General features: G+C 72.1%; 20 protein-coding genes. 8 read left to right on the top strand and 12 right to left on the bottom strand.

From position 1 onward, the window contains the following. Positions 1 to 2: 2 nt before the first annotated feature. Positions 3 to 824: a DUF4253 domain-containing protein gene (locus tag ACWDXC_RS11265; protein ID WP_219511571.1), complete on the bottom strand. Its 822-nt coding sequence runs from the start codon at positions 822 to 824 to the stop codon at positions 3 to 5. A 120-nt stretch (positions 825 to 944) separates the two neighbouring features. Between ACWDXC_RS11265 and ACWDXC_RS11260 the strand changes: the two genes are divergently transcribed. Genes ACWDXC_RS11260 through ACWDXC_RS11250 form a run of 3 tightly spaced genes read left to right on the top strand, consistent with a single transcriptional unit; the run spans position 945 to position 3,749 of the window. Then, a complete protein-coding gene (locus tag ACWDXC_RS11260; protein WP_449980631.1) occupies positions 945 to 2,471 on the top strand; it encodes a carboxylesterase/lipase family protein in 1,527 nt (508 codons plus the stop codon). 7 nt (positions 2,472 to 2,478) lie between these two features. Beyond that, positions 2,479 to 3,084 carry a response regulator transcription factor gene (locus ACWDXC_RS11255; protein ID WP_219511574.1) on the top strand — a complete coding sequence of 202 codons (606 nt, stop codon included), beginning with the start codon at positions 2,479 to 2,481 and terminating at the stop codon, positions 3,082 to 3,084. Then, positions 3,081 to 3,749, top strand: a complete 669-nt coding sequence (locus ACWDXC_RS11250) for an HAD family hydrolase (protein WP_449980627.1) — start codon at positions 3,081 to 3,083, stop codon at positions 3,747 to 3,749. Before ACWDXC_RS11255 ends, ACWDXC_RS11250 begins: the two co-directional genes overlap by 4 nt. Here the strand turns inward: ACWDXC_RS11250 and ACWDXC_RS11245 are convergent. Both ACWDXC_RS11245 and ACWDXC_RS11240 read right to left on the bottom strand, forming a co-directional pair. After that, entirely contained in the window at positions 3,746 to 4,408 is a 663-nt protein-coding gene (locus ACWDXC_RS11245; RefSeq protein WP_449980624.1) for a TenA family protein, read from the bottom strand. The two genes, ACWDXC_RS11250 and ACWDXC_RS11245, sit on opposite strands and share 4 nt — an antisense overlap. A gap of 70 nt (positions 4,409 to 4,478) precedes the next feature. Beyond that, positions 4,479 to 5,594, bottom strand: coding sequence for a TIGR03118 family protein (locus ACWDXC_RS11240; RefSeq protein WP_449980621.1), 1,116 nt, complete (start codon positions 5,592 to 5,594; stop codon positions 4,479 to 4,481). Between the two features lie 111 nt (positions 5,595 to 5,705). Here ACWDXC_RS11240 and ppgK point away from each other — a divergent pair, with 111 nt between their 5' ends. Both ppgK and hrpA read left to right on the top strand, forming a co-directional pair. Then, a complete protein-coding gene (gene ppgK / locus ACWDXC_RS11235) occupies positions 5,706 to 6,443 on the top strand; it encodes a polyphosphate--glucose phosphotransferase (protein ID WP_219511580.1) in 738 nt (245 codons plus the stop codon). A gap of 221 nt (positions 6,444 to 6,664) precedes the next feature. Next, positions 6,665 to 10,534 carry an ATP-dependent RNA helicase HrpA gene (gene hrpA / locus ACWDXC_RS11230; RefSeq protein ID WP_449980618.1) on the top strand — a complete coding sequence of 1,290 codons (3,870 nt, stop codon included), beginning with the start codon at positions 6,665 to 6,667 and terminating at the stop codon, positions 10,532 to 10,534. Here hrpA and ACWDXC_RS11225 read toward each other — a convergent pair. After that, entirely contained in the window at positions 10,524 to 11,111 is a 588-nt protein-coding gene (locus tag ACWDXC_RS11225; protein WP_449981026.1) for a Uma2 family endonuclease, read from the bottom strand. The two genes, hrpA and ACWDXC_RS11225, sit on opposite strands and share 11 nt — an antisense overlap. Positions 11,112 to 11,160: 49 nt before the next feature. Beyond that, on the bottom strand, positions 11,161 to 13,164 hold the full coding sequence (locus ACWDXC_RS11220; protein ID WP_449980616.1) for a catalase: 2,004 nt from the start codon (positions 13,162 to 13,164) through the stop codon (positions 11,161 to 11,163). 105 nt (positions 13,165 to 13,269) lie between these two features. Between ACWDXC_RS11220 and ACWDXC_RS11215 the strand changes: the two genes are divergently transcribed. Then, positions 13,270 to 13,926: an HAD family hydrolase gene (locus tag ACWDXC_RS11215; RefSeq protein ID WP_449980613.1), complete on the top strand. Its 657-nt coding sequence runs from the start codon at positions 13,270 to 13,272 to the stop codon at positions 13,924 to 13,926. Positions 13,927 to 13,936: 10 nt separating this feature from the next. On the opposite strand, the gene ACWDXC_RS11210 is transcribed toward ACWDXC_RS11215, so the two are convergent. The 5 genes from ACWDXC_RS11210 to ACWDXC_RS11190 form a co-directional block, all read right to left on the bottom strand. Beyond that, complete coding sequence (locus ACWDXC_RS11210; protein ID WP_219511585.1) at positions 13,937 to 14,257, bottom strand: DUF5709 domain-containing protein; 321 nt, start codon at positions 14,255 to 14,257, stop codon at positions 13,937 to 13,939. Between the two features lie 33 nt (positions 14,258 to 14,290). Then, complete coding sequence (locus ACWDXC_RS11205; protein ID WP_449980611.1) at positions 14,291 to 14,824, bottom strand: hemerythrin domain-containing protein; 534 nt, start codon at positions 14,822 to 14,824, stop codon at positions 14,291 to 14,293. 53 nt (positions 14,825 to 14,877) lie between these two features. Beyond that, a complete protein-coding gene (locus ACWDXC_RS11200) occupies positions 14,878 to 16,173 on the bottom strand; it encodes an MFS transporter (protein WP_449980609.1) in 1,296 nt (431 codons plus the stop codon). Positions 16,174 to 16,266: 93 nt separating this feature from the next. Next, positions 16,267 to 16,959, bottom strand: a complete 693-nt coding sequence (locus tag ACWDXC_RS11195; protein WP_449980606.1) for a Crp/Fnr family transcriptional regulator — start codon at positions 16,957 to 16,959, stop codon at positions 16,267 to 16,269. Between the two features lie 51 nt (positions 16,960 to 17,010). Beyond that, a complete protein-coding gene (locus tag ACWDXC_RS11190; RefSeq protein WP_449980604.1) occupies positions 17,011 to 18,744 on the bottom strand; it encodes an ABC transporter ATP-binding protein in 1,734 nt (577 codons plus the stop codon). Positions 18,745 to 18,802: 58 nt separating this feature from the next. Between ACWDXC_RS11190 and ACWDXC_RS11185 the strand changes: the two genes are divergently transcribed. Next, a complete protein-coding gene (locus ACWDXC_RS11185; RefSeq protein ID WP_449980601.1) occupies positions 18,803 to 19,222 on the top strand; it encodes a MarR family winged helix-turn-helix transcriptional regulator in 420 nt (139 codons plus the stop codon). Between the two features lie 5 nt (positions 19,223 to 19,227). Here the strand turns inward: ACWDXC_RS11185 and ACWDXC_RS11180 are convergent, their stop codons facing one another. Then, entirely contained in the window at positions 19,228 to 20,235 is a 1,008-nt protein-coding gene (locus ACWDXC_RS11180; RefSeq protein WP_449980599.1) for an amidohydrolase family protein, read from the bottom strand. A gap of 42 nt (positions 20,236 to 20,277) precedes the next feature. Then, the gene (locus ACWDXC_RS11175) at positions 20,278 to 21,459 is read right to left on the bottom strand and encodes a PucR family transcriptional regulator (protein WP_449980597.1); all 1,182 of its coding nucleotides are present in this window, start codon (positions 21,457 to 21,459) and stop codon (positions 20,278 to 20,280) included. 106 nt (positions 21,460 to 21,565) lie between these two features. Between ACWDXC_RS11175 and ACWDXC_RS11170 the strand changes: the two genes are divergently transcribed. Then, entirely contained in the window at positions 21,566 to 23,683 is a 2,118-nt protein-coding gene (locus ACWDXC_RS11170) for a M6 family metalloprotease domain-containing protein (protein ID WP_449980595.1), read from the top strand. Positions 23,684 to 23,740: the final 57 nt, after the last annotated feature.

The raw sequence follows: 23,740 nt of genomic DNA, 5'->3' as shown, positions 1-23,740 counted from the left end.
CGTCAGTCCCACCAGAACGACCAGGCGTGCTCGCCGATGATCTGCTGCGCGTAGCCCCGCAGGTCGCCCGGCCCCTGGACGACGTTGTCCGGGCAGAACGTCCAGTGCTCGGCCGCGACGCGCATGGCGTGCTCCGGCTCCACGGGCGGCGCCGCCACGCTCAGCTCCAGCGTGTTGAAGCCGACGCCCACCACCCGCGCGCCGAAGCGCTCCTCCCAGCTGCGCACCACGGCGGCCAGCGGCACCATCCACTCGTTGTGGTGCAGCGCGCCCTGCCAGCCCATCACGGCCAGCGCGTCCGCGCCCCGGGGCGCGGCCACCAGCCCCAGCGGCATCCCCCGCTCGGCCAGCACCCCGGCGTACCAGGCGGCGACCTCGTCCGGGTGGGCCACCGGCGTCCCCGGCGGGGCCAGGCCAGGACAGATCGCCCCGTAGGGGTCGAGCTCGTCCAAGGCGTCCTGGGCGGGCATCTGCGACACCCACTCCTGCCACACCTCGGCCATGAACCCCTCGGCGGTGAAATGGTCGATCTGCACCGGCTCGTCGGGCACCACCTGCCCCACCGACCACGGCTGCGCGCTCTCGTCCAGCAGCACCGGCCACAGCCCGCTGCGCGGGTGCTCGGCGTGGAAGCGCCGCCAGTCGGCCCCGGAGACGGGCTCGTCGCTCATCCAGAACGCCGGCCGCGCCGCCGGCCCCTGCCCGGTGTAGCCCGGATCGGGCCAGACCATGCCGCCCTCGGGCACAGCGATCCCCAGAGCCCGTCCCCTGCCGCCGTCGGCGAACAGCGGGCACAGCTCCGGCGGCAGCTGATGATCGTTCATGCCCTACCGTTCCGATACCGAATCCCGTCTCGCAGATGGTAATGCCGGGGACATTTGTCCTGGGCGATCCCGGATGCATGAACCTTCCGGCGCCCCGGGCGCTTCCGCGACCGTTGAGGCATGAGAACACTTCTCGCACTGGCCGTCCTGCTCACCGCCTGCGGGACCGCGACGAGCACCCAGGCCGCCCCGGACCCGGCGGTCGTCCGGACCGACGCCGGTACGGTGCGCGGCAGCGTGTCCGGCGAGCACCGGATCTTCCAGGGCATCCGCTACGCGACCGCCGAGCGCTGGGAGGCGCCCCGCCCGGCCCCGGCCTGGCAGGGCGTCCGCGACGCCACCGCGCCCGGCGCGATGTGCCCGCAGGTCGGCTCGCCGTACGCGCCCGTCCGCAGCGAGGACGAGGACTGCCTGTTCCTGAACGTGACCACCCCCGCCGAGCCCGCCAAGCCGGGCACGCGGCGGCCGGTGATGGTGTGGCTGCACGGCGACGGCGCGCTCGGCGCCGGGCACTACTCCGACGCGCGCCGGCTGGCGGCCAAGGGCACGGTGGTCGTGACGATCAACTACCGGCTCGGCGTGTTCGGCGGCTTCGGGCACCCGGGCCTGGCCGACGGCGGCACGTACGGGCTCCAGGACCAGACCGAGGCGCTGCGCTGGGTGCGGCGCAACGCGGCGGCCTTCGGCGGCGACCCGGGCAACGTGACCGTGTTCGGCATCTCCTACGGGGCCTCGTCCATCGGCGCGCTGCTCACCTCGCCGGGCGCCAAGGGCCTGTTCCACCGGGCGATCATGCAGAGCGGCGAGACCATGATGGACATGCCCGCCGGCAGCATGGTGCCGGGCCTGGAGGCGCTGCCGTCGTTCATGTGGCGGCCGAAGCCCGAGATCGCGGCCCTGGGCGAGGCGTACGCCCGGCAGCTCGGCTGCGACAGCCTGGCGTGCCTGCGCGCGCTCCCGGTCAAGAAGATCCTCGACGTGCCGCAGATCATGAACGTGTTCCAGGTGTACGCGTACGGCAACCGCGTGCTGCCGCAGTCGCCGGACGAGGCCCTGCGCAAGGGGCGCTTCCACCGGGTGCCGGTGCTGGCCGGGGCGACCCGGGATGAGCATCGCCTCTTTGTCGCGATGAATTACGACATTCAGGGTAAAACGCCGAATTATCCCAAACTTGTACGGGAAGCGTTCGGCAGGAAGGCACCTGACATTCTTCGTAAGTACCCGGTAAATCGGTATAAGTCTCCTAGTATTGCGTGGGCCACCGTCCTCACCGACCGCATGTGGGCCCGCGCCACCCACGAACAGAACACGCTCCTGGCCCGGCACGTCCCCGTGTACGGCTACGAGTTCGCCGACCGCGACGCGCCGATGTTCCTGCCGCTGGAGACCGGCTTCGACTGGGGCGCCTACCACGCGGGCGACCTGCCGTACCTCTTCGAGGAGAAGGACACCCCGCTTGCGCCCGCCCAGCGCGCCCTGTCGGACCGGATGATCGGCTACTGGACCAACTTCGCCCGCGCCGGCGACCCCAACGGCGACGGCCTGCCCACCTGGCCCCGCGCCTCCTCCGGCACGCTCGCGCTGGAACCCGGCAAGATCCGCGTCATCGACTACGCTGCCAGGCACCGGCTCGGTTTCTGGAAGTAGGACGGCGTTGATCAAGCTCCTGATCGCCGAGGACCAGGGCATGATGCGCGACGCGCTGGCCCTGCTCCTCGGGCTGGAGGACGACCTGGAGATCGTCGCCCAGGTGTCGTCCGGCGACGCGATCATGGCGGCCGCCGAGACCCACCGGCCCGACGTGGCGCTGCTCGACATCGAGCTGCCCGGCCGCTCCGGCCTCGACGTGCTGCCGGAGCTGCGGGCCGCCCGGCCGGACTGCGCCGTGCTGATCCTCACCACCTTCGCCCGGCCGGGCTACCTGCGCCGCGCGATGGAGGCCGGGGCCGCCGGGTTCCTGGTCAAGGACGGGCCCGTCGAGGAACTGGCCGCCGCCGTCCGCCGGATCGCGGCGGGGGAGCGGATCGTCGACCCGGCGCTGGCCGCCGCCGCGCTGCGCGCCGGGCCCAGCCCGCTCACCGACCGCGAGCGCGACGTGCTCGCCGCCGCCCTCGACGGCGCCACCATCGCCGACGTGGCCGCCCGGCTGCACCTGTCGGAGAGCACGGTGCGCAACCACCTGTCGTCGGCCATCGGCAAGACCCACACCCGCAACCGCATCGAGGCCGCCAGGCTCGCACGGCACAATGGATGGCTGTGACCTCCACCGAAGCGACCCCCGCCGGCCAGACCTCCGCCGGCCAGGCTGCCGCCGGCGCGTTCCCGTACGACGCCGTGCTGTGTGACCTCGACGGCGTCCTGCGCCTGTTCGACCTCGACGTCCAGGACGCCATCGAGGCCCGCTACGGCCTCCCCGTGCGGCGCACCGCCTTCGCCCCCGAGATCCTCTCCCCGGCCACGCTCGGCCGCGTCACCGAGGCGCAGTGGGTCGACTCCGTCGCCGCCGCGCTGGGCGGCGACGAGCGCGCCAGGCAGGCCGCCGCCGAGTTCGCCGCCGTGCCGTTCCGGGTCGACGAGGAGGTCAGGGCCCTGCTCGCCAAGGCCCAGGAGCACGCCCCGGTGATCATCGTCACCAACGCCATGGACAGCCTGGACGAGCACCTCGACCGGCTCGGCCTCACCTACTTCGCCGACGCCGTCGTCAGCAGCGCCCGCGTCGGCGTCGCCAAGCCCGACCGGCGCATCTACGAGATCGCCGCCGAGCTCGCCGGGGCCGCGCCCGAGCGCTGCCTGTTCGTCGACGACCGCGCCGAGAACGTCGCCGCCGCCGTCGCCCTCGGCATGACCGGAGTCCACTACCGGCAGGCCGCCGACCTGGCCGCCGCCCTCGGTCAGCCGAGGGCTATGCCTGCCGCCCCCGGCTAGCCGAGGGTCATGTCTGACGCCCTCGGCTGACCGAGGGCCATGTCGAAGAAGCGGCGCTCCAGCTCGACCGCCCGGCCGAACACCTCCAGCACGCGCCGCCGGCCCGCCTCGCCGAGCCCCGGCCCGAGCCGGTCCAGCTCGCCGCGCAGGAAGTCCACCCACGCGCGGAACTCGGGACCCTCGTGCAGCCCGATCCACTCCCGGTGCACGAACCCCTCCGGCAGCGGCTCGACCGCCCTGGACGCCCAGCCGAGGTAGGACCACTCGGCCACGCACAGCACCGCCGCGATCGACGGGTAGTCCTGCGAGGCGCGCACCTCGTCCATGAGCTGCCGGAACTCCGCCGTCACCGGCTCCGTCGCCGCCTGCGTGCTGCCGCCGAGCGCCGCCAGCGCCCGGTGGAAGTACGTCTTCTCCTCCGTCGTCGCCACCTGGCCGAGGAACTGCCCGTACGGGACGCGCGCCTCGAAGGTGTCGGCACAGGCGACGGCCGCGCCGAGGAGCGCGGTGAAGGAGTCGACGAACTGGAAGTCCTGCTCCAGGTAGCGCCGCATGTCGGCCTCACCCGTTGTGATCGCCGTGGCGAACGGGTGGGTCACCACCGCCGTCCACTCGGGCTCGCACTGCTCGCGCAGCCATGCGCTGAAGGTCTCGGTCACGTACCCGACTCTAGGCCCTGACCCCCGGCTCCCGGCGCGGGCCGGGGGCCGCGCCGGGAACGCCCGAAGGTCAGTAGCCGCCGTACGGCTGGCTGGGGGCCTTCGTGGGGGCCTTCGTCGGGGCCTTGGTGGCCGGGGCCGCCGGGGTGGCGGGACGGGAGCCCGCCGGGCGGATCACGCCGAGCAGGCCGTGCGTGCCGCCCTCCAGGCCGGCCGAGAACCACAGCGCGTTCTCGCCGCCGTTCGCCGCCGTGCCGGGCTCCAGGTCCCACAGCCCCGGCAGCGTGATCGCCTTGCCGCCGGCCGTGCGCAGCGCGCCCAGGTGGCGGTTGCCGCGATAGGCGTGGATGGTGCCGTCGCCGAAGTTGCCGACCAGCAGCGCGCCCGCGTACTGGCCGAGACGGCGCGGCGCCTTGGTGATCGCCCACGGCGCGTTCAGGCCGGTCCGCGCGATGCGCCCGGTCAGCCTGCCGTCGAGGTCGAAGCGGCTGACGAAGCCCTTGCCCGCCCCGGCGACCGACTTGCCGGTCTTCGGGTCGCGCAGCGCGTACGCCACCCACACGTTGCCGTTGACCACGGCCACGTTGAACGGCGAATAGTTCGCCGGGACCGCCGCGTCCCTGAACTGCGAGCGCGACAGCCGCACCCGCCGGAAGTCGGCGTCGAAGGCGTGGATCCGGCCGCCCGCGAAGTCGGCCGCCAGCAGGAAGTCGCCGTCGTCCGTCTCGGCCAGCGCCAGGCCCTTGTAGTCGGCGCCGCGTGTGAACGCGCCGATGATCGCGTTCTTCGGGTCGGCCTCGGCGTTCCAGCCGCTGATCGCGCCGCTCGGGCTGGAGAAGACGAACGTGGCGGGCCTGCCCTTGACGGTGAAGCCGTCGCCGGGGTTGAACACCTGGCCGGTCGGGGCGCCGCCCGGCACGACCACCTCCGTCGCCTCCTTCTTGCCCTGGCCGGAGTAGACGGTGGCGCTGCCGGTGCCCGTGTTGGACACCCACAGCGTCTTGCCCATGGCCAGCCCCCAGGGGTTGACCAGCTTGGGATCGGTGAGCGCCGCCTTGCCCTTGACGTCCGACACCAGGTTGACGACGTCGAACCGGGTGCGGTGGCTCGTGGCCTGTGCGGGGGTGTTGAGAGTGCTGCCCATGACGACCGCGACAGCGCCCAGGGCGATGATGCGTGACCGCATCCGTACCTCCTTGATAGCGCTTGTGACGCGAGATACGCGAGAGCCGCCTCCCGGGTTCAGTTAGGGTCCCTGGAGGCGTTTCGCGGCCGTGTACGGGGGAGTGGAAGACGCATGGACGTGCTGGGCATCGACATCGGCGGATCGGGCATCAAGGGCGCGCCCGTCGACCTGGAGACCGGTGAGCTCACCCGGGAGCGGCTGCGCGTGCCGACGCCGCGCCCCGCCGTGCCCGGGGCGGTCGCCGCCGAGGTGGGGCGGATCGTCGAGCACTTCGCCTGGACGGGCCCCGTCGGGGTGGCCGTGCCCGGCGTGGTGCACGGCGGCGTGATGCGCGACGCCGTCAACCTGCACGAGTCGTGGGCCGGGGCCGACGCCGCCGAGCTGTTCGGCGGGGCGGCCGTGGTCAACGACGCCGACGCGGCCGGGCTGGCGGAGATGACCTACGGCAAGGGGCGCGGGGAGCGCGGCACCGTGCTCATGCTCACGTTCGGCACCGGGATCGGCAGCGCGCTGTTCGTCGACGGCGTGCTGGTGCCCAACACCGAGCTGGGCCACCTGGAGCTGCACGGCCACGACGCCGAGCACCGCGCCTCCGACCGGGCCCGCGAGGAGCACGACCTCGGCTGGCGGGAGTGGGCCGGCCGGGTCCAGGACTACCTGGAGCACGTGGTGATGCTGCTGTCGCCGTCGCTGATCATCATCGGCGGCGGGGTCAGCAAGAAGGCCGACAAGTTCCTGCCGTACGTCCAGGTGGGCGTGCCCGTCATCCCCGCCGCGCTGCGCAACGAGGCGGGCATCGTCGGGGCCGCCGCGACAGCCGGTAATCGGCGCAGCACAGCGCTGCCGTAAACGTGATCAAACAGAGGCAACCCGGAGGCTGTTCCAGGAGTCTCATAGACGTGACCGTGGCCCGCCACGACTCAACTCTGGGGAGAGTGGGCCGGTCGTGGCGGGCCACGGTCACCCAGCGGCACGACGGGGCCCCGATATTGGGATGCGCCGCGCCGCGCGGTGGGGCACGATGGGCCGTTGGCTCCCGGCGAGCGGGGCCCGAATATCCTTGAAGCAGTATGGGAACTCCTGCGTTGTCCTCTCCACTCACCGAGCTCCAGTCCCGCCTGCCCGGTCTGATGCCGCGCGACCAGCGGCGGCTGCGGCGCAGGCTCGACGGCGTGCGCCGGGTGCGCTCCCGCGAGGCGCGCGAGAAGATCGCCGCGGAGATCCTCGCCGACGTCGAACGCGCCGAGCAGCGGCTCGCGCGACGCCGCGAAGCCCTGCCCGCCGTGACCTATCCGGACAACCTGCCGGTCTCGCAGCGCAAGGACGACATCCTGGCGGCCATCCGCGACCACCAGGTCGTGATCATCGCCGGTGAGACCGGGTCCGGCAAGACCACCCAGATCCCCAAGATCTGCCTGGAGCTGGGCCGGGGCGTGCGCGGGCTGATCGGCCACACCCAGCCGCGCCGCATCGCCGCCCGCACCGTGGCCGAGCGCATCGCCGAGGAGCTCGGCACCGAGCTCGGCCAGGCCGTCGGCTACAAGGTCCGCTTCACCGACCAGGCGAGCGACCGCACCCTGGTCAAGCTGATGACCGACGGCATCCTGCTCGCCGAGCTGCAGCACGACCGGCTGCTGGAGCAGTACGACACGCTGATCATCGACGAGGCGCACGAGCGCAGCCTCAACATCGACTTCATCCTCGGCTACCTCAAGCAGCTCCTGCCGCAGCGGCCCGACCTCAAGGTCGTCATCACCAGCGCCACCATCGACCCCGAGCGGTTCTCCCGCCACTTCGACGACGCGCCGATCATCGAGGTGTCCGGCCGCACCTACCCCGTCGAGGTCCGCTACCGGCCGCTCGACGACGAGGACGACCAGACGCAGGGCATCGTGCACGCCTGCCGCGAGCTGATCGGCGAAGGCCCCGGCGACATCCTCGTCTTCCTCAGCGGCGAGCGGGAGATCCGCGACGCCGCCGACGCGCTGGCCAAGGCCGAGTTCCGCAACACCGAGATCCTGCCGCTCTACTCCCGGCTGAGCGCCGCCGAGCAGCACCGAGTCTTCCAGCGCCACACCGGCCGCCGCATCGTGCTCGCCACCAACGTGGCCGAGACGTCGCTGACCGTCCCCGGCATCAAGTACGTCGTCGACCCCGGCTACGCCCGCATCTCCCGCTACAGCCACCGCACCAAGGTGCAGCGCCTGCCCATCGAGGCCATCTCGCAGGCCAGCGCCAACCAGCGCAAGGGCCGCTCCGGCCGCACCTCCGACGGCATCGCCATCCGGCTGTACGAGGAGGAGGACTTCCTGGCGCGGCCGGAGTTCACCGACCCGGAGATCCTGCGCACCAACCTGGCCTCGGTCATCCTGCAGATGACCTCCATCGGGCTGGGCGACATCGAGGCGTTCCCGTTCGTCGAGCCGCCCGACCGCCGCCAGGTCAAGGACGGCGTCAACCTGCTGCACGAGCTGGGCGCGTTCGACGCCCACGGCAAGCTCACGCCCATCGGCCGCAAGCTCGCCGCCCTGCCCGTCGACCCGCGCCTGGGCCGCATGGTGCTGGAGGCCGAGCACAACGGCTGCCTGCGCGAGGTCATGGTCATCGCCGCCGCCCTGTCGATCCAGGACCCGCGCGAGCGGCCCTCCGACAAGCAGCAGCAGGCCGACGAGAAGCACCGCCGCTTCGCCGACCCCGAATCGGACTTCCTGTCCTACGTCAACCTGTGGAACTACCTGCGCGACAAGCAGCAGGAGCTGTCGTCCAGCGCGTTCCGCCGCATGTGCAAGGCCGAGTTCCTCAACTACCTGCGCGTGCGCGAATGGCAGGACATCTACAGCCAGATCCGCCAGTCGCTCGGCGCCCACCCCGGCACCGAGACGGCCGACCCGCGCCAGGTGCACGCCTCGCTCCTGGTCGGGCTGCTGTCGCACATCGGCGTCAAGGACGTCATGGACAAGCGCGGCGACGGCGGCCGCCGCCCCGTCCAGGAGTACATCGGCGCGCGCAACGCCCGCTTCGCCATCTTCCCCGGCTCCGCGCTGGCCAAGAAGCAGCCGCAGTGGGTGATGTCGGCCGAGCTGGTCGAGACGTCGCGGCTGTGGGCGCGGGTCAACGCCAAGATCGAGCCCGACTGGGTCGAGCCGCTCGCCCAGCACCTGGTCAAACGCTCCTACTCCGAGCCCCACTGGGAGAAGAACCAGGGCGCGGTGATCGCGCTGGAGAAGGTCACCCTGTACGGGCTGCCGCTCGTGGTCGGCCGCAAGGTCAACTACGGCCGGATCGACCCCGACCTGTCGCGCGAGCTGTTCATCCGGCACGCCCTCGTCGAAGGCGACTGGGACAGCCACCACAGCTTCCTCAAGGCCAACCGCAAGCTGCTCGAAGAGGTCGAGGAGCTGGAGAACCGGGCCCGCCGCCGCGACATCATGGTCGACGACGAGGCGCTGTTCGACTTCTACGACCAGCGGGTGCCCGCCGACGTCGTCTCCGCCCGGCACTTCGACGCCTGGTGGAAGAAGGCGCGCACCGAGCAGCCGGAGCTGCTCACGTTCTCGCCCGACATGCTCGTCAACGAGGGCGCCGACGTCAGCGCCCGCGACTACCCCGACACCTGGCGGCAGCTCGGCCAGCGGATGAAGCTGACCTACCAGTTCGAGCCCGGCGCCGACGCCGACGGCGTCACCGTGCACGTGCCGCTGCAGGTGCTCAACCAGATCAACTCCGACGGGTTCGACTGGCAGATCCCCGGGCTGCGCGAGGAGCTCATCACCGCGCTCATCCGGTCGCTGCCCAAACACCTGCGCCGCAACTTCGTGCCCGCCCCCAACTACGCCAAGCAGGTGCTGGCCGCCGTCAAGCAGGGCGGCGAGCCGCTGCTGGAGGCCGTCGAACGCGAGCTGCTGCGGCTGACCGGCGTCCGCGTGCCGCACGACGCCTGGCAGCTCGACCAGATTCCCGACCACCTGCGGATCACGTACCGGGTGATCGACGAGCGCAAGCGCACGATCGCCGAGGACAAGGACCTCGACGCGCTCAAGCGGCGCCTGGCGCCGCGCCTGCGCAAGTCGCTCTCGCAGGCGGGCGACGACCTGGAGCGCACCGGCCTGACCACGTGGAGCTTCGGCACCCTGCCCAAGGTGTTCGAGCAGGGCCGCATGAAGGGCTACCCGGCGCTCGTCGACGCCGGCGACTCCGTCTCCATCAAGATCTTCGAGACGGAGGCCGAGCAGCGCCGCTCCCACTGGACCGGCACCCGCCGCCTGCTGCTGCTCAACGTCACCAACCCGGCCAGGTCGCTGCTCGGCGGCCTGTCCAACCAGGCCAAGCTCGCGCTGTCACGCAGCCCCCACGGCGGCGCGGTCGCGCTGTTCGACGACATCGTCAACGCCTCCGTCGACAAGCTGACGAACGACGTCGGCGGCCCCGCCTGGGACCCGGTCGCCTTCGACCGCCTCTACCAGCACGTACGGGCCCACCTGTGGGACACCTCCGCCGAGGTGCTGTCGCGGGTGGAGCAGATCCTCACCGTCTGGCACGCCATCGGCACCCGCCTGGACGGCCTGCGCGCCGGCGCCTCCACCCAGGACGTACGCGACCAGCTCGGCAGGCTCGTCTTCCCGGGTTTCGTCACCGCCACCGGCCACCGCCGCCTCCCCGACATCCTGCGCTATCTGCGTGCCGTCGAGCGCCGCCTCACCAAGCTGCCCGAGGAGCCGTGGCGCGACGAGGAGTGGATGGACCGGGTGCACCGGGTGGAGGACGACTACCACGACCTTCTCGACCGCCTGCACCCGGCCAGGCGCTCCGACCCGGACGTGGTGGAGATCCGGTGGATGATCGAGGAACTGCGGGTCAGCTTCTTCGCCCAGACGCTCGGCACCCCGACCCCGGTGTCGGAGAAGCGCATCGCCAAGGCGATGGACAGGCTCAGCCCTTGAAGATCGACGTGTCCAGCTCGAACCCGACCGGCTCCGGCAGGGTGATCGGCGAGCCGACCGTCACCCTGGTCATCGAGGTGTAGGCGCCGTCGACCGGCTTGCTGTAGACGGTCACGCCCGGCTCGTCGCCGATCGGGTCGATGAGCAGGTAGATCGGCACCTTGCCGACCGCGTAGCCCTTGGGCTTCTCCTGGCGGTCGTCGTGGGCGCTGCTCGGCGAGACCACCTCGGCGGCCACGAAAATGCCGGAGGACAGCAGCTCGAGATGCCCCCAGCGGGGGCAGTCGGCGGGTGCGAGCAGGTAGTCGGGCTGGTAGGAGTCGCGGGGGCCTTCGATGCAGAGGCTCACGCCGCCTGCGGACTGCCACCATCCGCGCTCCCTGCTGAGCGGAAGGAGCTCGTAGGCCAGTTCCATGGCCATGCGGTGGTGCTCGGGGGTGCCTAGTGGGCTCAAGATGACCTTCCCTTCGATGACCTCTGCCCGGACGCCGGGCATGGGGGGTAGGGCGTCGAAGACGTCTCGGAGATGATGCGGTGCGGTGTCGCTCACGGCGGGCTCCGGCTTGCTGATCGTCATGGTCGCCATGAACATGTCCCTTCGTGTTCGAGCAGGCACGCTCAGTATTTCACGCGGGAAGGCTGGACACGTCCCGGTCGTAGAAGCGGTGGGCGGCGACGGCCTCGGCGAACGGCTGGGCGATGTCGTCGCCGGTGACGACGCCGGTGCTGCCGGGCAGGCGGGCGGCCTCCACGAGCTGCGCGCCGGAGCCGACGGCGCCGATGGGCTTGCCGTGCTTGTACGCCTCCATGATCCAGAACTGGGCGCGGCCCATGGCGGCCAGGGCCTGGCCGTCGGCGGCCACGACCGCGTCGTACAGGACCGAGTTGGCGGCGCTGAGCTGGCGGTCGACCGGGATGCCGCCGATCGAGCCCTCGTGCGGCGCGATGATCTCGCAGATCGCGCCCTGCCCCTCCAGCGCCTGCTTGAGCGCGGTGACGGCGGCGGCGTCGGTGCCGTCGGCCATGAGGATGGCGATCTTGCGGGTGGCGACGCCGCCGGGCTGGTTCGTCATGCTGAGCGCGGGTGAGGCGTCGGAGTGCACCGGGCCGCCCTGCGGCACGGGCAGGCCTAGGCCGTGGGCGACCTGTTCGGCCAGGTCGGGGTGGACCGAGCCGAGCTGCTTGAGCACGCCCTCCCTGATGTGCTTGCGCTCGACGTGTCCCAGCTCGAACAGGAACGCCGAGACGATGTGCCGCTTCTCCCAGTCGGCCATGCTGTTCCAGAAGAGCGTGGCCTGGGTGTAGTGGTCCTCGAAGCTGGGGCTGCGCTTGCGGATCTTGGCCCCGTCGATCTTCTCCTGGTAGTGCTTGTAGCCGTCGATGGCGGCCGGGCAGCCGCCGCTGATGGAGTTGACCGCGTAGCTGGTGCGCGACTCGTGGATGAGGTGCTGGTGGAAGCCGTCGCGCTGGTCGTTGCGCACCGGGCTGACGGGTTGGTTGACGGGGATCTGCGGGAAGTTCGGCCCGCCCAGGCGCAGCAGCTGGGTGTCCAGGTAGGAGAAGAGCCTGCCCTGGAGCAGCGGGTCGTTGGTGAAGTCGATGCCGGGCACCACGTTGCCGAGGTGGAAGGCGACCTGCTCGGTCTCGGCGAAGAAGTTCTGCGGGTTGCGGTTGAGCACCATCCGGCCGATGGGCTTCAGCGGCACCTGCTCCTCAGGGATGATCTTCGTGGCGTCGAGCAGGTCGAAGTCGAAGTCGTGCTCGGCCGACTCGGGCACGAGCTGCACGCACAGCTCGTACTCGGGGTAGGCGCCCCGCTCGATGGCCTCCCACAGGTCGCGCCGGTTGAAGTCGGGGTCGTTGCCCTGGATGCGCAGCACCTCGTCCCACACCAGCGAGTGGGTGCCGAGCACGGGCCGCCAGTGGAACTTGACGAACGTGGCCCGCCCCACGTTGCTGACGAACCGGAACGTGTGCACGCCGAAGCCCTGCATCATCCGGTACGAGCGCGGGATGGCCCGGTCCGACATCAGCCACATGACCATGTGCATCGTCTCGGGCTGCATCTGGACGAAGTCCCAGAACGTGTCGTGCGCCGACTGGGCCTGCGGGATCTCGTTGTGCGGCTCCGGCTTGACGGCGTGCACGAAGTCGGGGAACTTGATCCCGTCCTGGATGAAGAAGACGGGGAAGTTGTTGCCGACCAGGTCGAAGTTGCCCTGGCTGGTGTAGAACTTGGTGGCGAAGCCGCGCACGTCGCGCACGGTGTCGGCCGAGCCGCGCGAGCCCGCCACGGTGGAGAAGCGCACGAACACGGGGGTCCGCGCCGTCGTGTCGTTCAGGAACTCGGCGCACGTCACGTCGGCCATCGACTCGTAGACCTGGAAGTAGCCGTACGCGCCCGAGCCCCGGGCGTGCACGACCCGCTCGGGGATGCGCTCGTGGTCGAAGCGGGTGACCTTCTCGCGGAAGTGGAAGTCCTCCATGATGGTCGGACCTCGGGTGCCGGCCTTCAACGAGTTGTCGGTGTCGTCGACCGGGCAGCCCTGGTCCGTGGTCATGGGCGCGTCGTCCAGCGGCACCCGATACGGGCGGAGCTGGGTGTCCTTGGCGTCGGTCTCAGGCTTCATGAGGTCCCCCCTGGCTGTCGAACCACACCTACCCCGGGGGCATCACTGGCCACTCCGGCGGATCCGTACAGTGGAGGGAAAATTCCAGATAACGGATGGGTTTTGATGATCAAGGCAGTGGTGCTGGACGTCGGTGAGACGCTCATCGACGAGACGCGCATCTGGTCGCGGTGGGCCGACCGGCTCGGGGTGCCCAGGTTCGTGCTGATGGGCGCGCTCGGCGGGATGGCCGCGCTCGACCGGTCCCACAGCGACGCGTTCGAGCTCGTACGGCCCGGCTTCGACTTCGAGGCGGAGAACGCGGCGTGGGAGCGGGACGAGCCCGGCAGCCTGCGCAACCATTTCGACGCCGACGACCTCTACCCGGACGTGCGGGAGGCGCTCGCCGCGCTGCGGGCGGCCGGCTACCAGGTGATCATCGCGGGCAACCAGCCGGAGCGGGCCTACGACGCGCTGGTGGCGATGGAGCTGCCGGTCGACTCGGTGCACACCTCCGACGGGTGGGGGGTGGCCAAGCCCGCGCCGGAGTTCTTCGCCAAGGTCGCGGCGGTCGCCGGACGGCAGCCGGGGGAGATCCTGTACGTGGGGGACCGGCTGGACAACGACGTGCTGCCGGCCTCGGCGGCGGGCATGCGCACGGCGCTGCTGCGCCGGGGGCCGTGGGGCTACCTGCACGCCGAGCGGGCACAGGCCGCCCAGGTCGCCGACGTCATCGTCGACGACCTGCACGCCCTGCTCCCCGCCCTGCGCGGCATGGCCTGACGGCGGGGAGTCACTCGTCGTCGCGCTCGATGTGCACGGCGCGTTCCTCGGCCGACAGGTCGCCGCCGTCCTCGCCCCAGTCGGAGCCGATCTCGCGGTCCTCCGCGTCGGCCTCCAGGCCCTCGTCCGGCTGGGTCAGCCGGTGCTCGGGCCGGGGCGCGTGGCGCAGCCTGTCGGGCAGCTCGCGTCTGAGCCGTTCGTCGAGTGAGTCGCGATGCCGGGGATCGTCCTCGGTGATCTCGTAGTTGAGACCCCGGTCGTCGGTCCATTCCTCGACCGTGATCCCCTGCTCGTCGCTGTATCCGTATCGGTCCGGAGGCTGTTCGGTCATACGCGTCCCCTACCCCGTGGACGGGCCGGAATCCTAGGTTCCGGCCTGCCGCAGGGCGTCACGCAGTTCCTGCTTGTCCATCCGCGACCTGCCGGGGATGTCGGCGCGCTGCGCCTGCTCGTACAGTTCGGCCTTGGTCTCGCCGGTGACGGTCAGCGCGCGCAGCTCCTCGTCGCGGCGCTGCTTGAAGGCCTGGCCGAGCTCGCGCAGCCGTTCGGGGGTCGCGGACTCGGTCAGCTGGGGGAGGAGTTCGTCCTCTTCCTCCTTGACGTGGTGGGTGACCGCGGCCTCGAGCCGCTGGAGGGTCTGGCGGAACTCCGCGGTGCCGGGCTCGGCGCGTACCAGGGAGTCGAGCAGGACCTCGGCCTCCTTGTGCTCCTCCACGCCGTGGTGGGCGTCGAGCTGGGGGTAGACGCGGTCCTCCTCGGCGCGGGAGTGGGCGGTGAGCAGGGCGTGCAGCTCGGCCGCGGTGGCGGCCTGGTCGCCCTGGCCGCTCCTGAGCCGTTCGAAGAGGGCTTCGACCTCGCGGTGGTCCTGGGTGATGAGGGAGATGACGTCGCTTGTCATGAGCACCGGGGCTACCCCGCCGGCGGCGGTCCAATCACGGTGGCGGGCACCGGTCAGGCGTTCTCCAGAACCGGGTTCAGCGTGCGAGCGGACGCGGGCCGTACGGGCTGCAGGGCGGGCTGCCGGGCCGGGGCGGGGGCGGGGCGGCGGGCGAGCCTGGCGAACGCCAGGGCGGCCAGCAGCGTCGCCGCCACGCAGGCCACGCCGCCCGCCTCCAGGGCCGCGCGCGGGCCGAAGGCGTCGCTCAGCCGGCCGAGCACCGGGCCGCCGAGCGCGCCCGAGGCCGCGCCGACCATGCCGACCGCGGCGATGACCCGGCCGCGCATGGCGTCGGGGCTGTCGAGCTGTGCCCGAGCCGAGACCGTGGTGTCCACCAGGATGGCCCCGGCCGCGATCGGCAGCATGGCGACGGCGAACGCGGGCAGGGTCGGCAGCAGCCCGCTCAGCGCCTGCAGGACGCTGATGGCGAGGGCGGAGCCGAGCAGCAGCCGCAGCGTCAGCCGCGCGCGGGAGGCGGTGATGACGCCGCCCACCACGGTGCCAACGGCGAAGACCGTGGACAGCAGGCCGTAGCCGCCCGCGCCGCCCTCCAGCGGGCCCGCGCTCATCGCGGCCATGGTGACCTGGTAGTTGCGCCCCAGGCTGCCCAGCACCAGCGACAGCGCCAGCATCACCAGCAGCCACGGGGTCCGCAGCACGTACCGGAGTCCGGCGGCGATGGCGCCGGGCTCGCGCTCGGCGCTCTCCAGCTCGTGGAACTCCGACGCGCGCATGGCGGCGACCGCCGCGATCACCGCGAAGAACGTGACCGCGTTGATCACGAACAGCCCGCCCTGACCGGTGACGGGCAGCATCACGCCCGCGATCGACATGCCCAGGATGCGCCCGGCGGAGTTGATGACGGAGCCGAGCGCCATCGCGTTCGGCAGGTCCTCGCGCGGCACCACCTCCGCGCCGAACCGGCCGAGCGCGGGCCCGCCGAGCGCCGAGACGACGCCGCCCGCCAGCGCCACCGCGTAGATGGGCAGCACGGAGTCCACGCCCGTCAGCGCGATCACGGCCAGGACGGCGGCCAGCGCGGCCTGGGCGAGCTGGGCCGCGATCACCACCGGGCGGCTCGGCAGCCGGTCGGCCAGCGCGCCGCCCCACATGCCCAGCAGCAGCGTCGGCAGCGCCTGCATGACCAGGCTGAGACCCATGCTGGTGGCCGACCCCGTCATGGACAGCACGAGCCAGTTGACCCCGAGGACCTGCATCCAGGTGCCGGTGATGGAGACCAGGTCCGCGCCTGCCCAGAGCCGGTAGTTGTGATGACGGAGGGCGCGGAACGTGGAGGAAGTGAGGGACAAGACTTTTCCTGTGCTTGACGGGGGCGACAGGTGGTGAACACGCGCTTTACGGACACGGATTCCGATATGTCCGAAAAGTGAGGTAAGTCACGTTTAAAACGCGCGGAAGTCGGCCAGGGCCGCCAGGGCCGTCACGTCTAGGATCTCGATCCGCCCGTCGACCGGCCGGATCAGCCGGCGTCGCCGCAGGTCGCGCAGGGCCTTGGCGGCCAGGTCCGGGTCGGCGCCCGCCAGCGCCGCCAGCTCCGGCGCCGACAGCGGCACGCCGACGTCCAGGCCCCGGGTCCCGTGCCTGCCGTGCCGCCCGGCCAGCGACAGCAGCAGCCGTGCCAGGCACGCCCCCGTGTCGTAGCCGGCCAGGTCGAGCCTGCTCTGCTCGGCCCAGCGCAGCCGATCCACGATGAACCGGCTCATCGCCAGCCCCGCGGGCGCCGAGCTCCGGACGAAGTCCAGGAACGCCGGCCCGCTGACGACCGAGGCGCGCACGGCGCCACAGGTGGTCACGGTGGCCGCGTGCAGGCTGTGCGTCAGCGGCACCATGTCGCCCACCACGTCACCGGCCACCCGGACGGCCAGCAGCGACTCGTGGCCGCCGGCCGGCCTGGCCGACACCTTGGTGACGCCCTCCAGCAGCACGAAGATCGGCGTGCTGGCCTCGCCCTGGCGCATCAGCACCTGCCCGGCCGCATAGTGGGCCTCGGCGCCCAGGGCCAGCAGCCGCTCGCGCACGGCGGGCGGCAGGTAATGGAGGAAGGTGCCCTCGGGAAAGCTGCGCAGACCGGTCATGTCCCCCTCCGGCATCCCTCGCCTGTCGCGAATATGGCACCGGATCGGGGATCAGACCAGTTCGAGTGGGCTATCCCGGTTGGCCAGAGCCGCGTAGTGCCCGCCGGCGGCCATGAGCGCGTCGTGGGTGCCGCGCTCGACCACCCGGCCGCCGTCCAGCACGACGATCTCATCGGCGTCGCGGATCGTCGACAGGCGGTGCGCGATCGTGATCGTGGTGCGGCCCCTGGCCAGCGCGTCGAGGGCCTCCTGGACGGCCCGCTCGGTCTGGGTGTCGAGCGCGCTGGTGGCCTCGTCCAGGATCAGCACCGGCGGGTCGCGCAGCAGCGTGCGGGCGATGGCCAGGCGCTGCTTCTCGCCGCCGGAGAAGCGGTGGCCGCGCTCGCCCACGAGCGTGTCGTAGCCGTCGGGCAGCGCGGCGATGTGGTCGTGGATGCGGGCCGCCCGCGCCGCCGCCTCGACCTCCTCGTCGGTGGCCGACGGGGCGCCGAAGCGCAGGTTGTCCGCGATCGAGGCGTGGAAGAGGTACGTCTCCTGCGAGACCACGCCGACCGTCTCGGCCAGCGACTCGAAGGTCAGCTCGCGCACGTCCACGCCGTCGATCGTGACCCGCCCCTCGGCCACGTCGTACAGCCGGGGCGGCAGGTAGCCGAGCGTCGTCTTGCCCGAGCCCGTCTCGCCCACCACGGCCAGGCTGCCGCCCGCCGGGACGGTGATGTCGATCCCGCTGAGCGTGGGCGCGTCGTCGTAGGAGAAGCCGACGCCCTCGAAGCGGACCTCGCCGCGCACCTCACGCAGCGTGCGGGTGCCGGGGCGGATGTCGACGGGCAGGTCCAGGTACTCGAAGATGCGCCCGAACAGCGCCAGCGAGCTCTGCACCTCCACGCCCAGCCGCAGCAGCGACACCGTGGGCCTGAACAGCGCGGCCTGCAGCGTGGTGAAGGCCACCAGGGTGCCGACCGAGATCGCGCCGGTGTGGCCGACCGCCCAGTAGACGGCCGCGGGCATCGCCGCCATGATCACCTGGATGGTCGACTGCCGCCACCGCCCGGCCATGCTCGCCTTGACGCCCAGCGCGGCCAGCTCGTCGGAGGAGCGGGCGAAGCGCCCGGCCAGGTCCTCGGCGCGGCCCATCGTCCGGCCGAGCAGGATGCCGCTGATCGACAGCGACTCCTGCACCATGGCGGAGATCGCCGCCAGCTTGCGCTGCCGCTCGGCGGTGATGCGCTTGCGCTCGCGGCCCACCTTGCGGCTGATCCACACGAACAGCGGCAGCAGCAGGAGCGAGACCGCCGTCAGCCGCCAGTCGAGCGCGAGCATCGCGACGATCGTGGCGATCACCGTGGTCAGGTTGGAGACCAGGGAGGTGGCGGTCGAGGTGACGACCGCCTGCATGCCGCCGATGTCGTTGGCGATGCGCGACTGGATCTCGCCCGTCTTCGTGCGCGTGAAGAAGGCCAGGGACATGCGCTGGAGGTGGCCGTAGACGGCGGTGCGCAGGTCGTGCATGACGTGCTGGCCGACGGTGGTGGACACCAGCGTCTGCACCACGTCGAACACGCTGGTGGTGACGGCGACGGCGATCATGCCGAGCGCGAGCAGCGTGAGCAGGCCGGTGTCGCGGGACGGGATCGCCACGTCCAGCACCTCGCGCAGCAGGAACGGCGAGGCGAGCGAGACCAGGGAGGCCAGCAGGATCAGCGCGCCGACCAGGGCCAGGCGGCCGCGGTAGGGGCGGAAGAGGGTGATGATGCGCCGCAGGGGCGCCCGTGGCTCATCGGCCAAATCGGTACCTCGTTTCTGATGTTGTCTCAAACTGAGGTTACCTCAGTAAGCTGGCGTCATGGAGGACACGGAGCTCGCCGAGCTGTTCCACCAGGTCGGGCGGCGGCTGCGGCACCGCTACGCGCACCTGCTGGAGCCGCACGGCCTCAACCCGGGCCAGGCGCGGGCGCTGCGCGCGCTCGCCGACGCGGGGCGCCCGCTCAGGATGGTGCAGCTCGCCGAGGCGCTGCGCATCGTGCCGCGGTCGGTCACGCCCGTCGCCGACGCGCTGGAGGAGGCGGGGCTGGTGCGCCGGGAGGTCGACCCGGGCAACCGCCGCTCGACGCTGGTCGTGCTCACCGGCGCGGGCCGCGCCGCCGTCGAGCGCGCCCGCGAGGCGCGCCGCCAGGCCGGGCAGGAGCTGTTCGCGGTCCTGTCCGAGGACGAGCGCGACCGGCTCAAGGAGCTGCTGCGGGCGGTCGACGGCCAGTTCTCCTGAAGGGCTCAGGTGACCGTCCGGCCGCCGACGACGGTGCCCAGGCAGCCGGGCCCGCCCAGCAGGGCCGCGTACGGGTGGCGTCCCCGGGCGTCGAAGACCGCGAAGTCGGCCCGGCCCCCGGCGTGCAGCGAGCCCGCGCCGCCCGGACCGCCCGCCATCCCGAGCGCCCGCGCCCCGCCGAGCGTCGCCGCCCGCACCAGCCGCTCGTCCAGGTCCCGTACCCGGCCGCCGAGCCCGCGCACGCCCTCGCGTACGGCCGCCGCCCGGGCGAGCGGGCCGGCCGCGGGCGCGTCCCCGGGGCCGGTGCCGAACGCCAGGACGTTGCCCTCGTCCAGCAGCGCCAGCCACTCCTCCGGGTACGGCGGCGACGGGCACAGGGCGACGGCGGCGCCGCGCAGGCGCAGGAGCTTGCGCTCGCCGGGGTCCAGGGCCCGGGCGCAGGCGACGTGGCAGTGCGGGCCGAGCAGGCCCGCCTCGTCGAGGGCGGCGGGCGCGTGCCGGTCGAGACGCGCCAGCAGCCGCAGGCCGAACGTCCTGGCCAGCACCGCCACGTCCTCCAGCACGTGCGGGTCGCGGGTGACCGGCGCGACGCCGACGCCGCACGGCCGGTCCACCTCGCGGATCGCGGTGATGAGGGCGTCGCGCCCGCGTTCCTCCCACTCCCGCTCCGAGGCGCAGCGCACCTCGGCGTAGCAGACGCCGGGGAGCGCGCCGGGGTCGGCGGCCACGACGGCCCGCGCGGTGACCCCGGGGGCGGGCGGGCCCGGCGCGGCGCAGGCGTCGACCAGCCCCGCGACGATCATTCCCGGCCAGCGCCGCTCGCTCGCGACGGGGCAGGAGGCCAGCAGCTCCGCCCGGGGGCCCACCGCCAGCACCCGCTCGCCCCGCACGGCGACGGCGCCGTCGCGGACCGGTCCGGCGGTGATGGGCAGGACGAGCGGGGCGGAGTGCAGGACGACGGGCGCGGGCGCGCGGGCGTTCAGCGTGGTTCCGGAACGCCGCGCGGACCTCATCGGAGCTCCCGTCTCGACTGGCGGATTGTCCCCTTTATGGCATTAAACGGGGTCTTGTCCTACCTGCGCAATCACCTGGTGAACGCCACGCGGGCGGTAGCGGCCCGACAGCCGGGCCAGCTTGAGGCTCAGGTGGAGCGCCAGCCGCTCGCCGCCGTCCTTCAGGTCCGTGCGGGCCAGCTCCTCCACCCGTTGCAACCGGTAGTAGAGCGAGGTCCGGTGCAGCCGCAGCGCCCGCGAGGTCGCCACCGCGCTGCCCGCCAGGTCCAGGTACGTCTCCAGCGTCTCCAGCAGCGGCAGGTGCTGGTCCTCGGCGAGCAGCAGCTCCAGCCCGGGGTGCAGCTCGTGGTCGGGCAGCCCGGTGAGCATCCGGTAGACGCCGAGCCGGTCCCAGCGGGCCGTGCGCCCGAGCCCGGGCACCCGCGCCGCCACCTCGGCCGCGTGCCGGGCCTCGGCGTACGAGCCCGCCGCCTCGGCCAGCGACGGCCGGGGCCGCCCGACGCCGACGACGACCCGGACCGACAGGGCGGCGTGCAGCTCGTCCGGCGCGAACGGGGCGCCGGACACGAGCAGCACGGCGTGGTCGTAGCGGACCAGGTGCAGCGGATGGTGGCCGCTCAGCCGCCGCCGCACCGCCAGCAGGCCCTGCTCCAGCGCCAGCCGCACCGCCTCGTCCGGCTCGCCCGACGGCTGCCTGGCGACCAGCGCGGTCACCGGCTGGCCCTGCGGGAACGCGCCGGCCTCGATGAGCTGCCTGGCCGCGTCGCGCTCGCCGCGCAGCAGCCCGGTCACCGCCTCCAGCTCCCGGTGCGAGGCCAGGCCGGTGGCCAGGCTCTCGTGGTAGAGCGCCAGGGCCAGCCCGGGTGCCGCCGCCGCGGCCTCCTCGACCTGGTCGGCGGTCATGGGCGGCGGGGCGTCGATGAACCACAGGAAGCCCAGCAGCCCGGCCTCGTGCCGTACCGGGACGCACACGCGGGGCAGCAGGCCGAGGTGGGGCGCGCCCGGGGTGCGCAGCGGGCCGGGGGAGTCGTGCGCCCCGGCGTCGCGCAGCCACTGGCGGACCTCCGGCGTGGTGTGGCGGCGCAGGATGGAGTCGCGGCGGATGTCGTCCATGACGCCGTTCTGCTCGCTGTAGGCGACGACCCGTTGCAGGCGGTCCTCCAGCAGCAGCGGACGCTCGAGCCGAGCGGCGAGCTCGTCGACGATCCGCTGAAGATCCGCCACAGACGCCCCTTTATGTGGGTTTTTCAACAAATGTCGGAACGGCCACTACAGCTCTTCCCTACAACTGAACGGTGATCTCGGTCAATAGGGTCTATACCGTCAACTCGTGAACGCCCCGAAGAAGCTGCTCAAAGGCTTGCTAGCGGTCATCGTGACGATCCCGCTGAGCCTGATGGCGACCCCCGCTTCCGCAGCACCCCCCGCAGACGACCCCGAGCACCCCTGGCGGCTGGAGCACTGGCCGCAGACCCAGCCGTGGCAGCGCGACACGCCCGAGGAGGCCCCGTCGCTGCGCCGCGACCGCCCGTCCACCGGCGTCAAGCCGATCGACCCGCAGAACTGGGTCAACCCCGACCACATGACGTGGGCGGACTACAAGCAGATCCCCGGCACCAAGTGGAACGACCCCGCGGTCAAGGGCTCCAAGCGCACCTTCAAGGGCGCCCTCGTCCTGCTGGACTACCCCAACCAGCCGTTCGTGGTGACCCAGCCCCGGGGCTCGACCATCTTCGCCAACCCCAGCGCCCAGGCCCACGACGTGCCGCGCGACCAGGTGGCCAAGTTCTACCAGGACTTCCTCAACACCCCGAACGACCTCAACCGGGGTCACACCATCCACGAATACTGGATGGAGGACTCCGGCGGACGCTACGGTGTCGAGCTGACCGGGTTCGGCCCGTACACGATGCCCGGCAAGGACCACGAGTACGCCATGGAGATGCAGGGCGGCGAGGGCTGCCCCTCGGGCGACTCCTGCAACAAGAACCTGCGCGCCGACGGCAACGCCGCCTGGCTGGCCGACGTCGGCAAGGAGACCGCCGACCAGTTCGACTTCGTCTTCTACCTGAGCGCCGGCCAGGACGAGTCGTCCACCTGGCAGGAGTTCGGCATGATGAAGTTCCCCACCAAGGAGGACGTGCCCGACGAGTGGGGCCCCGAGGGCGATCCCGCGCTGCCCAACTGGTCCAGGACCCGCTACGTCGAGTGGACCTCCTGGCAGTCCGGCTCCACCTTCTGGCCCAACGCCCGCTTCGGCGTCGACTCCGTGCAGGCCGAGAGCTCCGGCATGGGCGTCTACGCCCACGAGCTGAGCCACATCATGGGCATCGCCGACAACTACAACAACCCGTACGGGAAGCCGCCCCGGCGCGCCTACACCGGCATCTGGGAGATGCTCAGCCGCGGCAGCTTCAACGGGCCGGGCGGCCCGCACTCCCGCTGGCTGATCCCGCCCACCTCCGGCGGCTCGATGGGCGCCCAGCACATGCTCCGCAACAAGATCAAGCTGGAGATGGTCGACGAGGCCAACGTGCTGCGCCTGTCACGCGAGGCGCTCGACGAGTCCGGCCTGGTCACCGCCCGGATCACCGCCCGCGCCGCGCAGCCCGGCCCGAAGGGGCTGGCCGGCGTGAACATCCAGTTCGACACCCGCGACCAGAGCACCGGCTCCTGTGACGAGAAGGTCGACCCGCTCTGCGACGGCGGCGGCTACGACAACTACACCGTCGAGGTCGTGGACCGGATGGGCACCGACTCCTTCACCCCCGACTCCGGCGTCCTGCTGGCCAAGACCAAGAACGTCGACGACGCCCCGTTCGAGTGGGTGATCGACGCCAACCCGCAGGACATCGGCATGACCGACTACGTGATGCCCGACGGGACCAAGGTGCCGATCACGATCGGCGACTACCGGCAGCTGTCCGACGCCCTCTTCCACGCCGGCACCGACTCCGGCAGCGAGTACGAGTACGTCGACGAGGCCAACCGGCTGCACTTCTACATCACCGACGTGCACCGCGACCGCCAGGGCGTGCTGTCCTACACCGTCGCCGTCCGCTCACTCGACGGCGCGGGCCCGCAGCGGCGCGGCGTCCGGCTGCTGCCCGCCGCCGGCGTCCCGACCGGCAAGAACCTGTCCACCTGCAAGTTCCCGCTCTTCAACACCGGCCGCTCCGGCCCGGTGCGCGGGCAGCACCCCGAGGACGTCAGCGCCTACCTCGGCTCCGACGTCTACCGTCTCAAGGCCGAGGTGTCGGGCAAGGGCTGGACCGCCCAGCTGCCCAACGCGCTGGCCTCCGTCGCCGCCGGCGAGCACGCCAAGGTGACGGTCAACGCGCTCCGCGGCGACGGCGGCTCCCGCCTCGCCCGGGTCAAGCTGACCGCCACGTCGGAGAGCGACCCGGCCAAGTCGATGACGGCCACCTGTCACGTGATCGGCCTGTAGCTGAACGACGGGGCACGGGCTGGCGCGGCCCGTGCCCCGTCGGTTTGAATCACCCCC

Source organism: Nonomuraea sp. NPDC003214 (genome assembly GCF_053590035.1).
The sequence above is the reverse complement of the archived record's forward strand: the minus strand, read 5'-3'. Positions and strand labels throughout refer to the sequence as shown.